5 protein-coding genes, 3 tRNA genes and 3 rRNA genes are annotated in these 13,299 nt (G+C 63.5%); all 11 read right to left on the bottom strand.

Annotated features, from left to right (window positions below; translation table 11 throughout):
- Positions 1–49: 49 nt before the first annotated feature.
- Positions 50–856: a type II secretion system protein N gene (locus LRS10_RS07715; protein WP_257836731.1), complete on the bottom strand. Its 807-nt coding sequence runs from the start codon at positions 854–856 to the stop codon at positions 50–52.
- Positions 857–877: 21 nt separating this feature from the next.
- A complete protein-coding gene (locus tag LRS10_RS07710; protein WP_257836730.1) occupies positions 878–3,613 on the bottom strand; it encodes a TonB-dependent receptor domain-containing protein in 2,736 nt (911 codons plus the stop codon).
- Between the two features lie 70 nt (positions 3,614–3,683).
- On the bottom strand, positions 3,684–5,165 hold the full coding sequence (locus tag LRS10_RS07705) for a hypothetical protein (protein ID WP_257836729.1): 1,482 nt from the start codon (positions 5,163–5,165) through the stop codon (positions 3,684–3,686).
- A gap of 229 nt (positions 5,166–5,394) precedes the next feature.
- Positions 5,395–7,287 carry a TonB-dependent receptor gene (locus LRS10_RS07700; protein ID WP_257836728.1) on the bottom strand — a complete coding sequence of 631 codons (1,893 nt, stop codon included), beginning with the start codon at positions 7,285–7,287 and terminating at the stop codon, positions 5,395–5,397.
- A complete protein-coding gene (locus LRS10_RS07695) occupies positions 7,175–7,729 on the bottom strand; it encodes a Plug domain-containing protein (protein WP_257836727.1) in 555 nt (184 codons plus the stop codon). Before LRS10_RS07695 ends, LRS10_RS07700 begins: the two co-directional genes overlap by 113 nt.
- Positions 7,730–7,905: 176 nt before the next feature.
- Positions 7,906–7,982: transfer RNA gene (locus tag LRS10_RS07690), tRNA-Met, on the bottom strand.
- A 60-nt stretch (positions 7,983–8,042) separates the two neighbouring features.
- Positions 8,043–8,157, bottom strand: a 5S ribosomal RNA gene (gene rrf / locus LRS10_RS07685).
- Positions 8,158–8,228: 71 nt separating this feature from the next.
- A 23S ribosomal RNA gene (locus LRS10_RS07680) occupies positions 8,229–11,015 on the bottom strand.
- Positions 11,016–11,257: 242 nt separating this feature from the next.
- Positions 11,258–11,333, bottom strand: a tRNA-Ala gene (locus LRS10_RS07675).
- Between the two features lie 85 nt (positions 11,334–11,418).
- Positions 11,419–11,495, bottom strand: a tRNA-Ile gene (locus LRS10_RS07670).
- A gap of 190 nt (positions 11,496–11,685) precedes the next feature.
- Positions 11,686–13,167 (bottom strand): 16S ribosomal RNA (locus tag LRS10_RS07665).
- The 16S, 23S and 5S rRNA genes sit together here with 3 tRNA genes alongside, the layout of an rRNA operon.
- Between the last annotated feature and the right edge of the window lie 132 nt (positions 13,168–13,299).

Here is a 13,299-nt window from a genome sequence, read left to right as displayed (position 1 = left end):
ACGAGCGCAAGGACGCGACGGACGGAAGAGCGTTTCGCGGAAGAGCGTTTCACTGGGGGGCCGTCCGCAGTCTGGTGGTCATGATCTGGCCGCCGCGCTCGAAGCGCAGCTCGGCGCCGGTGGAATTGGCGAGCTCCTCGCGGAGCTGACTCACCCGCTCGGGCGTGAGCGTCACCCCGTCGACGGACAGGAGCACGTCGCCGCGCTGCAGGCCGGCGGCCCTCAGGGCGTCGCCGCCGCCCCGCGGGACAATCTGGTAGCCAGCCGGCTGGCCGTCGCGCAGACGGGGCGTCAGGCTGGCTTGGGCCAGCAGGCGATCAAGGTCGATGGCCGGGCCGGAGTCCGCGCCGGCGGGGACCGTCGAGCTGGCGACGGGCATCAGAGCTCCGCCGCCCGTCGGCTGCGGGAAGCCCAGCCGTTGCCGGCCGCCCCCGCGGCGCAGAATCACGTGATCAGGCGCGACAGCGGCCAGGACGACGCCCGGTTGGACCTCCTGGCCGACCTGCACCGAGCGCTGACCGTCAGCCGAGCCGAGGATCGCCGAGCCCTTGCCTTCGCCGCTGACGCGCACCCCAAACAGCGTCAGGCCGCCGCCCGACGGCGACTCCGCCGCGGTCGCCACGGAGGAGGCGCCCCGGAAGAACGGGTCGAACTGGGCCAGGATGGATAGGTCGGCCTGCGGCGCGGGCGCCGCCGCCGCCATCTGGCCCGCTGGCTCGAACGGACCGACCGGCGTGGCGAGCCTCCACGTGAGCTGGGCGGCGACCACCGCCAGCGTCGCGGCCAGGGCGATCTCGCCGGCCCGCGCAAGCGTCCGCGGAGGAACCGCGGCGAAGCTTTGGAACTGGAGTTTCAACCGATCCCCCGTAGCCGCCAGTCAGGCGGGACGGCGAACCTTTGGCGGACGACGCCGACGATCGCGTGAAGCTTGAGTGACGCTACCGTGACAGCGCCGATCGGCGCGGATGACCGCCCGCGGCGCGTGGCCGCAGGCGGTCGGCGATGTCGCTAGAAGCGGGCCGACAGGCTGAACGACAGGCTGCGGCCGAGCTCGTAGTTGTTGAGCTTGATCTCGTCGCCGCCGCCGCGCTTGGTACTCGTCGAACTCCTCGCCCAGCAGGTTGCGCGCCTCGATGCCGAACGTGAACTCCTGGGCCCAGACCTCGAACTTCTGCCGGAAGGTGAAGTCCAGCTGGATGCCGGGCTTCTGTTCGAAATCGGGGGCTCCGGCCTGGCCGCGGGCGGTGATCCGCTTGCTGGCGTAGTTCGCCAGCAGCGTGGCCTGGGTCAGGCCATCCTGGCTCTCGAAGCCGAACTGCGCATTCGCGAGATGCTTGGACTGACCCTGCAGCGGGCTCCCGTCGATGACGAAGTTGGCCGCCGGCGCTGGCTGGCCCAACGCCGTCCGCGGATAGACCACGTCGCCGTCGTCAACCTTCACCTCGGCCTTGGTGTAGGTGTAGTTCGCCGCTACCAGCCAGCGCAGCCCGCTGACCCAGGGCATGTCGAACTGCGGCTCGAAGTACTTCTTGAACTCGGCCTCGACTCCGAAGAGCACGGCCTGCGGCGCGTTCAGGAAGCTCTGCTGCAGGCCCGACCCCGACTCGTTGACGACCGACTCGATCGGCTTGTCGATGTCCTTGTAGAAGACGCCCACCGTGGCGAACTGGCCGCGGTCGAAGTAGCGCTCGTACCGGGCGTCCAGGTTGATGAGCTCGGAGTCCTCCAGGTACGGGTTGCCGATGAAGGTCCGATCGGACTCCGGATCGAGATAGAGCTGCGGCGCCTGCTCGCGGAACTGCGGGCGGGCGATGGTCTTCGAGGCGCCGAAGCGCAGCTGCTGATCCTCGGCGAAGTTCCACGTCACCGTAGCGGCCGGCAGTAGATAGTCGTTGTTGAGCTCGCGGCCGTCGCCGCGGGTCGCGGCGAACAGATCGATCGCCCGAACGAACTGCTCGCCCCTCTCGTAGCGCGCGCCGATCGTGGCCCGCACCGCCGGGAAGATCTCGCCCTCGGCCTGGATGTAGCCGGCGTTGGTGGTGAGCTTCGCCTCGTAGGCGGCGGCGCCCTCCGAGCCCGTGACCTCGCGCAGGATCAGCCCGTTCGGGCCGATGTTGAAGTCGGAGTAGAGGAAGTCGACGCGCTGCATCTGGAAGGCGATGGACGGCGTCTGGTTCATCGTGAACCGGAAGGCGCGGCTGTCCGAGAACCGCTCGTTCTCGTAGAAAGCGTAGCCTGCAGAGACCGTCATGTCCGCAATGAGCGGGTTCTCGAGCCGGTACCTGAAGTCGACGCCGAAGCCCGTCGCCTTATCCTCGAGCTCGCTGAAACGGATGAAGTTGGCGTCCGACTGCGGATTGTGCAGGTACGTGCCGTCCACCCGGCGGTAGCGGACCTGACGCTCGTAGGGCACGTCGCGCTCGGTGCGGGCGTAGGAGCCGCGCCAGTCGATCTGCAGATCACCCAGACGGTGCTGGCCGGTCAGCTGGGTGTCGATCAGCTCGCGCTGGTACCAGGCCGTCCAGTCGTCCCGGATGTAGTTCGAGGCGCGCGAGCTTTCACCCTCGACCGATCGCGCTTCCTTGGTGACGTTGCGGACGTAGAAGTTGGTCCACTTGAAGGTGTGATTGTCCAGTTCCAGGGCCACCTGGGTCAGGCCGTTGATGACGATGTCGTTCTGGGTCGAGAACGAGTTCAGATCCTCCAGCACCGACAGACCTTCGAGGTCGACGACGCCTTCCTGCTGCATCGCGTTGCGGGTCGACCAGCTCGAGTCGTAGCCCAGGACGGCGACGACGCCGAGATTGCCCCAGTCCATTGCGAAGGACCTGCCCGCGGCGAGGTCGACGCTGCCGTTCAGCGGGACGTCGTTGGTCGACTGCAGGAGGTTGATGTTGGCGTTCTGGAAGCTGCGGCCCATGACCGTGAGCTGCTGGTCGCTGAAGTTGGACGAGTCGATCCGCTTGCCGGTCGCCAGGCCCTGGCGAATGGCCGCCGGCAGTTCGCGGGTCCCGTCGTCGATCCCCAGCCAATCGCTGTCGCCGCCGTAATAGGTGAGGCCGCGCTTCAGCGACGTCTCGCTGTTCATCCCGGCGCTGACGCCCAGCGAGACGAAGCCGTCGTCCGGCACGTCGATGGTGCGCAGGTCGATGAGGCCGCCGCCGAACTCGCCCGGCAGGTTCGGGGAATAGGTCTTCTGGACGTTGACGCCGGCCAGCACGTTGGAGGGGAACAGGTCCAGCGGCACGACACGCTGCAGCGGCTCGGGGCTCGGCAGCGGTGAACCGTTCAGCAGGGCCGACGAGTAGCGCTCGCCGAGGCCCCGGACATAGACGAAACGACCGCTGACGAGGCTGAGGCCCGCCAGTCGCGTCAGGGCCTGGGCGGCGGTGTCGTCGCCTTGCCGGACCAGATCCTCGGCCGTGACGATCGAGGCGACCTCCGAGGTCTCGCGCATCACCTCGGGGATGTACTTGCCGCGGACGACGATCTCCTCGACCTCCTGCTCGGCGCCCGATGGCTGGGCCGCCTGCTGGGCGTGGACGAGACCCGGCGCGAGCAGCGCCGTGGTGCACAGGAGCAGCCCGGCGAGCGGGCGGTGGATCTGGGTCATGTGAGGATCGCCTCTGGGATTCGACGCGCGCGGGGTGGGCGGGACCCGTTCAGGGTCCCGCCCCGCGGGATCAGCAGCTGCTTCCGGCGGCCAGGCCGCAGGTCCAGCCCTGCCACCAGGTGTCGCTGGCGTCGCGCACGGCGCCCACGTAGTTGGTGGTGTCGAAGAACGAATAGATGGCCTTCGGATCGACGGCCGGACGCGCGGTCTCGTTCGGGCCGTTGATGAAGCCGTTCAGCGACGAGGTATAGGCCGAGTTGTTGTTCGTGCCGGCGTTGAACAGCGCCGCGGTGGCCGCGCCATCGATGTCGGTGTCGTTCCGGAAGGCGATCGCGCACGAGAAGTTCACGGCGTCCCAGCGCGGCGCGGCCGCGACGGTCGAGGCGGTGTCCACGTCCAGGCAGGCGGTCGCCGCGTTCGCCGAGACCGCGAGGCCGTTGATGAACCGGCCGCCGGTGCCGGTGTTCAGCACGAAGATGTCGCCCGCGCCCACCCGGCCGCTGCCGATGGCGGTGAAGTTGGCGATCTTGGGCTGGGCGTTCAGGGCGGTCTGTACGCCCACCGAGCTCATCTCGAACACGCGGTCCCCGCCGTTCGCCCGCTGGCGAGCGATCAGGTACTGGATGCCGCCGCGCCAGCCTTCGTCGGTATCGATGGAGTCGTCGTCGGCGCCGGTGATGACGACGTGCTTGGCGTTGACCGTGCCGCCGAAGAACTCAATGCCGTCGTCCGAGCTATTGTGCACCTGGACGTACTCGACCGTGGTGCCCGAGCCGACGCCCAGCATGGTGATGCCGTTCAGCTCGCGGTTCGGCTGCACTTCGACGCCCGGGTAGCGGACCTGGATATACCGCAGGCGGCCCGAGTTGTCGGTTGGGCTGTTGCCGCCGTAGAGCGAGATTCCGCCCTCGAAGGTGGCGACGCAGTTGATGTTGGGCGGGGTCGTGCCGGCCGGGCACGAGGCGATCGGGGCGCGCCCCGCGATCACGATGCCGCCCCACTGGCCGATCAGGTCGGCGCCCGAGTTGCCGTCGATGTTCGAGCGGCTGGTGAAGATGATCGGATTGGTCGCGGTGCCCTCGGCGAAGATCTGGTTGCCGCGCTGAACGTTGATGTAATCGAGGCCGCCCGAGCCGAAGAGCCGGACGCCCGGCTCGATCGTCAGGATGCCCTGCTGCGAGCCCGGCAGCGGGTTCGCCGGGTCGGCGCCGCGGTCGTCGCCCACGTCCACCCGGCCGCTGATGGCGTAGATCGTGCCGGCGCGGTTGGTGAGCACCAGGTTGCCGACGATCTTCGACGGCAGTTGGCAGGCGCGGAGCGTGCCGTTGGCCACGGTGCCGACGTTCGCCAGGCCGGTCGGGCAGTCCGCCGCGGCCTGGCCGGGAGGCGGGTTGTTGCCGCCGTTGTTGCCGCCGCCGTTGCCGCCCGACCCGGGCGGGAAGGCGCCTTCGCCGGGCGAGGCGACATTGTCCGCGCCGCCGCCGCAGCCGGCCAGGGCCAGCGCGCTGAGTGACATGACGAGGAGGGTTTTGAACTTGGTCGCGCCGGTCATCGTGATCTCCACCGTGGCTTCTGACGGCGGACGCGAGACCTAGAGCGCGAGATCGCACCGGCGACCTGCTGTCCCCCCGCCTGCCCACGCGGGTTCTAGGGAACGGCGATGACAGGCCCCCCGACAGAACCGTGACAGTGATGTTGCAGAGCTTTCGTGACGCGCGGGCGCGATCCGGACCGGGCTCCGGAGCCATCCGGAGCCCGGTGGGGGCGCTCGGGGCGAGCGCCTAGAACGTCTTGCGCAAGGTGAAGAAGACCTGCCGCGGCGGCGCCGTTAGCAGCGTCTGGCTGTCGCCGCGAATCGGGTGGCCGTTCGAATTGATCGTCGAGATGTAGTCCTCGTCGAACAGGTTCGAGACGTTGAGTTGCGCCTCCAGGCCGTCCAGCAGGGGGCCGCCTGAGAACCGGTAGCCCAGGGCGAGTTCCGCCACCGTCTGCGACGGCACGCTCACGTCATTTTCATAGCTGACGTAGCGCTTCGACAGGTGCGAGACCGACAGGCGGCCGAACAGCGCGCCGTCATCGTAGCCGAGCTCGCCCTTCAGCAGGTGCTTGGGCGTATCGACCGTCGCCTTGCCCTTGGTCGCCCCGACGAGGCGGCCGTTCCCGTCGAAGGTGTCGTCGTCGTACTCGGAGTCGTTGAAGGCGTAGGAGCCGAACAGCGACCAGTTCTCGGCGAAGTCCCATGTCCCCACGGCCTCGAACCCCTTCGCGGTGACGCCGCCCACGTTCGACAGCGCCGAGGGATTGCCCTGAATACCGGAGCCCACCGGCACCGCGAAGAGACGGTCCTTGAAGGTGGCGTGGTAGACGGCCATGACGCCCTGGACGTCCGCGGTCCGGAAGCGCCAGCCGGCCTCGAACGTGTCGGAGATCTCGGGCTCGAGCGTCTCGCGGATGGCGTTGAAGCCGGCCTGGGTGGTCGAGAACGGACCCGACGTGCCCGAGCTGGGGAAGGCCCGCATGTTGCGCGCATAGCCGGCGAACAGCTCGCTGTCCGGGTTGAGCTGATAACGCGCGCCCGCTTGCGGCAGGAAACGTTCCTCGGCCTTGATCGTCCCGTTCTTCACGAGCGCTGCGGTCCGGGCGAAGACCGTGCGGCCCTCGTTCTCTACCGACAGCGCCTTGAAGCCGTAGTTGACGGTCAGGGCCCCCGTGACCGTCCAGGTGTCCTGCACATGGAACTGCCAGGTGGTGGTCGAGAAGTCGTATTCCCAGTCGGTGCGGAAGGCGCCCGTCTGCATGTGCAGGAAGTCGCGCTGCGGGACCGCGCGGTTCAGGCCGTAGTAGCGGCGGGCCTGGTTGAATTCATTGTCCTCGTACCAGACGCCCGCGTTGACCGAATGCGGACCCAGCTCCAGCGTGGCCGAGCCGATGAAGCCGTAGCGCTTCAGGTCGTACTCCGTCGTGCGGATCGAGATCGGCGCGTCGTTCGTCGTGGCGCCCGCGACGCCGTAGTTGGGCGACGGCACATACGGCGTGGCCCACAGGCCCTGGCCCTCGTCGTTGTGCCCGTAGAGCGTCGCGCGGAGGCGGAAGACCTGGCCCGCCGGCAGGTCCAGGGTGACGGCGCCGATCAGGTCGTCCCGCAGGCCCGCCGCGTTGAAATAGGCGTCGTCCGCCGTCTGGATCGGGGCCGGATAGGTGGTTCCAAGCGCCGGACGCGCCGGCGTCACGCCGGTGTCGCCTCGATTGTTGGCGATCTCCGCAATCCGCACCATCAGGTCCCAGTCGCCCGACAGGTTGTCCCAGTCGGCGCCGAGGCGATCGATCATCGCCAGCGACAGGTCCTGGTAGTCGTTCTCCCGGCGCTTCGACCCGTTCAGCCAGGCGGTCAGCGAGCCTTCGCCCAGCGGCTGCGCCACCTTGAAGTTGACCTGGCTCTGCTTCTGCTCGCCCACGCCCTTCCACTTGTCGGCCACGCCATGGGAATAGCTAAGGTACGCGCGCGCGCCCGTGGCGAGTTCTCCGCTCTCCAGCCTCACGAAGCCGCGGTAGGTGCTGTCGCTACCGCCGGTCGCGGCGACCTGGCCGCCAAATGCCGGGGCCGGATCGCGCGAGACGTACTTCAGCGCGCCGCCCAGGTTGTTGGACGAGGCGGTGTCCCAACGCGCCCGCACCCTGGGCCAGTTCCACCCCGCCGACGTTCTCGCTCGAGATGGCGCGGCTGATGTGCAGGCCGTTGTGGTTGCCGTAGGTCATGTCGCCCAGCGGCACGTCGTCCAGGGTGAAGCCGAGCTGGCCCTGATTGAAGCTGCGGATCGAGATCCGCGCGGCCCACTCGTAAGATCCGAAGGGGTCGGCCGTCTGCAGGTTCACGTTCGGCAGCTTCTCGACCAGCTTCAGCGGGCTGGCGCCTGGCGCTTCGAGGGACAGCTCCGCCCCGGCCACCGTCTGGACCTGGCGGGTTTCGCCCCGACCCAGCACCACGATCTCCTCGACCGAGGCGGCCGGTGCGGCCGTTTCCGCCGGCGTCTCCGCTCCCTCGGCCGCCTGCGCCGCCCAGCCCATGGCCTGCGCCATCGCCAGCGCCGCCGCGCCGCCCCAAAGCTTCGTCTTCATGGTTCTTCCCCCGCGACCCGCTCCTCGGGTCGGACAGGGCGGTAGCAGCCGCGTTTGACGGGCCGGCTACGTCACGGTGACGCTTGGCTGACAGCGTTCCGGGAACGGCGGCCCGCCCCGCCGGCGCCTGGGCCGCAAACGCAAACGGCCCCCGCGGTTGCGGGGGCCGTTGTTCTTGGGTGCGGGGACAGGATTTGAACCTGTGACCTTCAGGTTATGAGCCTGACGAGCTACCGGGCTGCTCCACCCCGCGGCGAAGAGGGCGTTTTGTGGATGTGGATTGAAGGGTTCTTGGACTGCATCCGTTTTGTAGACCTGGCGGCGACCTACTCTCCCGCGCCTTAAGACGAAGTACCATTGGCCCAGAGAGGCTTAACGACCGAGTTCGGAATGGGATCGGGTGGGGACCTCTCGGCATAACCACCAGGTCAACGAAACGGATGTTTTTCGAGATGACATCTGCAGAGCAAAGACGAAGCTCTCATGAGTTTTGATAAGAACGATCAAGCCGATCGAGCGATTAGTACCAGTAAGCTCCATGCGTCGCCGCACTTCCACACCTGGCCTATCAACGTGGTGGTCTACCACGGCTCTCGGCGAAGCCTTGTTTTGAGGTTAGTTTCCCGCTTAGATGCTTTCAGCGGTTATCTATTCCACACTTAGCTACCCTGCTGCGCGGCTGGCGCCACGACAGGTCCACCAGAGGTGTGTCCATCCCGGTCCTCTCGTACTAGGGACAGATCCTCTCAAGCTTCGTACACCCACGGCAGATAGGGACCAAACTGTCTCACGACGTTCTGAACCCAGCTCACGTACCACTTTAATCGGCGAACAGCCGAACCCTTGGGACCTGCTCCAGCCCCAGGATGTGATGAGCCGACATCGAGGTGCCAAACTTTGCCGTCGCTGTGGACGCTTGGGCAAAATCAGCCTGTTATCCCTAGAGTACCTTTTATCCGTTGAGCGATGGCCCTTCCATACAGAACCACCGGATCACTATGGCCGACTTTCGTCTCTGCTCGACTTGTCAGTCTCGCAGTCAGGCGGGCTTATGCCATTGCACTCGACGAGCGATTTCCGACCGCTCTGAGCCCACCATCGCGCGCCTCCGTTACACTTTGGGAGGCGACCGCCCCAGTCAAACTGCCCGCCACGCTATGTCCCGGATCCGGATAACGGACCTCGGTTAGACGTCAGCGGCAACAAGGGTGGTATTTCAAGGTTGGCTCCACCAGAGCTGGCGCCCCGGTTTCATAGCCTCCCACCTATCCTACACATGTTGCCGCTAACGCCAAAGCGAAGCTGCAGTAAAGGTTCATAGGGTCTTTCCGTCTAACCGCGGGAACCCCGCATCTTCACGGGGAATTCAATTTCGCTGAGCCTATGCTGGAGACAGTGGGGAAGTCGTTACGCCATTCGTGCAGGTCGGAACTTACCCGACAAGGAATTTCGCTACCTTAGGACCGTTATAGTTACGGCCGCCGTTTACCGGGGCTTCAATTCGGAGCTTGCACCCCTCCTTTTAACCTTCCGGCACCGGGCAGGCGTCAGACCCTATACGTCACCTTACGGTTTCGCAGAGCCCTGTGTTTTTGATAAACAGTCGCTACCCCCTGGCCTGTGCCACTCAGTCTTGCTTGCGCAAGGTGAGTCACGCTTATCCCGAAGTTACGCGTGCAATTTGCCGAGTTCCTTCAGCATAGTTCTCTCAAGCGCCTTGGTATGCTCTACCTGTCCACCTGTGTCGGTTTCGGGTACGGTCTCTGTTGGAGTTATTTCCAGGAACAACTTCACTGCCAGGAGCAATCCAATAAGCCCTGACAATTTACGTCATTCGTCACTTCCAACTGGCCCAGGAATATTTACCTGGTTCCCATCGACTACGCCTTTCGGCCTCGCCTTAGGGGCCGGCTAACCCTGCGCAGATTAACTTTACGCAGGAACCCTTGGACTTTCGGCGAGAGTGTCTCTCACACTCTTTGTCGCTACTCATGTCAGCATTCTCACTTCCGATACCTCCAGCCGGCCTCACGACCGACCTTCACAGGCTTACGGAACGCTCCGCTACCGCGTGCTTGCGCACACCCATACCTTCGGCGACTGGCTTGAGCCCCGTTACATTTTCCGCGCAGGATCGCTTGACCAGTGAGCTGTTACGCTTTCTTTAAATGATGGCTGCTTCTAAGCCAACATCCTGGTTGTCAAAGCAATCCCACATCGTTTCCCACTTAGCCAGTACTTGGGGGCCTTAGATGATGGTTAGGGTTGTTTCCCTTTTCACGACGGACGTTAGCACCCGCCGTGTGTCTGCCAGATAGTTCTCTTGGGTATTCGGAGTTTGGTTAGAATTGGTACAGCTCGCGCCGCCCGCATCCATCCAGTGCTCTACCCCCCAAGGAATTCGTCTGACGCTCTACCTAAATAGATTTCGCGGAGAACCAGCTATGTCCAGGTTTGATTGGCCTTTCACCCCTATCCACAAGTCATCCCAGACCTTTTCAACGGGCACGGGTTCGGTCCTCCAGCTGGTGTTACCCAGCCTTCAACCTGCTCATGGATAGATCACCTGGTTTCGGGTCGTCATGCGACGTACTTATTCGCCCTATTCAGACTCGCTTTCGCTGCGCCTACACCTAACGGCTTAAGCTTGCACGGCACATGAAGTCGCTGACCCATTATACAAAAGGTACGCCGTCACCACGCGTGGTGGCTCCGACTGCTTGTAGGCTTCCGATTTCAGGTTCTATTTCACTCCCCTCGTCGGGGTGCTTTTCACCTTTCCCTCACGGTACTTGTTCACTATCGGTCACTGAGGAGTACTTAGGCTTGGAGGATGGTCCCCCCATGTTCAGACAGGATTTCACGTGTCCCGCCCTACTCGAGTCTGTCGCTAATTGACGCCTACGGGGCTATCACCCGCTATGGCCGACCTTTCCAAGTCGTTCGGCTTTATGTCACGACAGCACTGGCCTGGTCCCGGTTCGCTCGCCACTACTACGGGAGTCTCGGTTGATGTCCTTTCCTCCGGGTACTGAGATGTTTCAGTTCCCCGGGTTCGCTCATTGAACCCTATGTATTCAGGTCAATGTACCTTTCAACGACCTACGAACCAGAACCCTAGCCGGAGCTAGAGTTCACATTCGCAGACCGTAAAGGTGGGTTTCCCCATTCGGAAATAGCCGGATCAAAGGGTGCTCGCGCCTCCCCGGCTCTTATCGCAGCGTGCCACGTCCTTCATCGCCTCTCAGTGCCAAGGCATCCGTCAGAAGCCCTTATGCGCTTGATCGTTCTCAGCAAAACTCATGCGTGGGGACAGATGCCGGCCGAGGTACGAAACCCGGACAGCGCCCACACATGCGCTTTGTCTTTGCTTTGATGATGATGTCATCTCGGATCCATCCTCGAACCCCAGGGGTGGGGCGGATGAACCCTTCAATTCACGATGTCTGATGCCGTCGCCTCTCTTCAGAGAGGAACGGGAACTCGTTGCTTTCCGCGATCGCGCGGCAGGCCCTCATGCGAGGAAGGTGGTGGAGCCAGACGGGATCGAACCGACGACCTCATGCTTGCAAAGCACGCGCTCTACCAACTGAGCTATGGCCCCTTAATCTCTAAGAAGCCGGCCGCAGCTGGGAGCCGTCATTGATCTTCGTCTCGCCCGCCCGAGGGTCACACAATACGTAAGAGTGTGGTGGGCCCAGGCAGACTCGAACTGCCGACCTCACGCTTATCAGGCGTGTGCTCTAACCAACTGAGCTACAGGCCCTGAAGCGGTCCGCTCGACGCCTGGCCACGTCCGAAGACCTGGAGCCCAGCGCCGAATGCGCGATCGCACCGTCAACCTGGCCGGTTGCGGTGTCAGCGGAAAGAGAAACGGAGACGGCGACGCCTCGCACCTGTTTGGTGTCTTTGGAAGACCAATAGGAAGCGTGAGCGTCCTGGAGGCCTATCCTTAGAAAGGAGGTGATCCAGCCGCAGGTTCCCCTACGGCTACCTTGTTACGACTTCACCCCAGTCGCTGACCCTACCGTGGCCGGCTGCCTCCCTTGCGGGTTAGCGCACCGTCTTCGGGTAAAGCCAACTCCCATGGTGTGACGGGCGGTGTGTACAAGGCCCGGGAACGTATTCACCGCGGCATGCTGATCCGCGATTACTAGCGATTCCGACTTCATGCACTCGAGTTGCAGAGTGCAATCCGAACTGAGACGACTTTTAGGGATTAGCTCCGCTTCGCAGCATCGCAACCCTCTGTAGTCGCCATTGTAGCACGTGTGTAGCCCACCCCGTAAGGGCCATGAGGACTTGACGTCATCCCCACCTTCCTCCGGCTTACCACCGGCGGTCCCATTAGAGTGCCCAACTAAATGATGGCAACTAATGGCGAGGGTTGCGCTCGTTGCGGGACTTAACCCAACATCTCACGACACGAGCTGACGACAGCCATGCAGCACCTGTGTCCTGGTCCCCGAAGGGAAAACTGGATCTCTCCAGCGGTCCAGGCATGTCAAAAGGTGGTAAGGTTCTGCGCGTTGCTTCGAATTAAACCACATGCTCCACCGCTTGTGCGGGCCCCCGTCAATTCCTTTGAGTTTTAATCTTGCGACCGTACTCCCCAGGCGGAGTGCTTAATGCGTTAGCTGCGTCACCGACATGCATGCATGCCGACAACTAGCACTCATCGTTTACGGCGTGGACTACCAGGGTATCTAATCCTGTTTGCTCCCCCACGCTTTCGCGCCTCAGCGTCAGTATCGGGCCAGTGAGTCGCCTTCGCCACTGGTGTTCCGCCGAATATCTACGAATTTCACCTCTACACTCGGCATTCCACTCACCTCTCCCGAACTCAAGACAACCAGTATCAAAGGCATTTCCAAGGTTGAGCCCTGGGCTTTCACCTCTGACTAAGTTGTCCGCCTACGCGCCCTTTACGCCCAGTAATTCCGAGCAACGCTAGCCCCCTTCGTATTACCGCGGCTGCTGGCACGAAGTTAGCCGGGGCTTCTTCTCCGGGTACCGTCATTATCTTCCCCGGTGAAAGAATTTTACAATCCTAAGACCTTCATCATTCACGCGGCATGGCTGCGTCAGGCTTTCGCCCATTGCGCAAGATTCCTACTGCTGCCTCCCGTAGGAGTCTGGGCCGTGTCTCAGTCCCAGTGTGGCTGATCATCCTCTCAGACCAGCTATGGATCGTAGGCTTGGTGAGCCTTTACCTCACCAACTACCTAATCCAACGCGGGCTGCTCCAATGGCGATAAATCTTTCCCCCGAAGGGCACATACGGTATTAGCACAAGTTTCCCTGTGTTGTTCCGTACCAAAGGGCACATTCCCACGCGTTACTCACCCGTCCGCCACTGCTCCGAAGAGCCGTTCGACTTGCATGTATTAGGCCTGCCGCCAGCGTTCGCTCTGAGCCAGGATCAAACTCTCAGGTTGAGTTGACGTTCTGACTTTCTGCGTAACCGACCTACTCAAAGATCGGCTGGCTATAGTCTGCGTAGTTCTTGACGAGTTCCCACAAATTCTAGCCAGACCCTAAGGCCCAGCCATATTCATGGTGTCTTCAAG

Source organism: Phenylobacterium sp. J426, from assembly GCF_024699945.1.
GTDB lineage: Bacteria > Pseudomonadota > Alphaproteobacteria > Caulobacterales > Caulobacteraceae > Phenylobacterium.
Note: the sequence above shows the minus strand (reverse complement) of the source record. Positions and strands in the feature narration are given on the sequence as shown.

Bases quoted from the DNA above. Each gene is read 5' to 3' on its own strand.
- LRS10_RS07695 (WP_257836727.1), bottom strand. From the start codon at position 7,729: ATGAAGACGAAGCTTTGGGGCGGCGCGGCGGCGCTGGCGATGGCGCAG.
- LRS10_RS07705 (WP_257836729.1), bottom strand. From the start codon at position 5,165: ATGACCGGCGCGACCAAGTTCAAAACCCTCCTCGTCATGTCACTCAGC.
- LRS10_RS07710 (WP_257836730.1), bottom strand. From the start codon at position 3,613: ATGACCCAGATCCACCGCCCGCTCGCCGGGCTGCTCCTGTGCACCACG.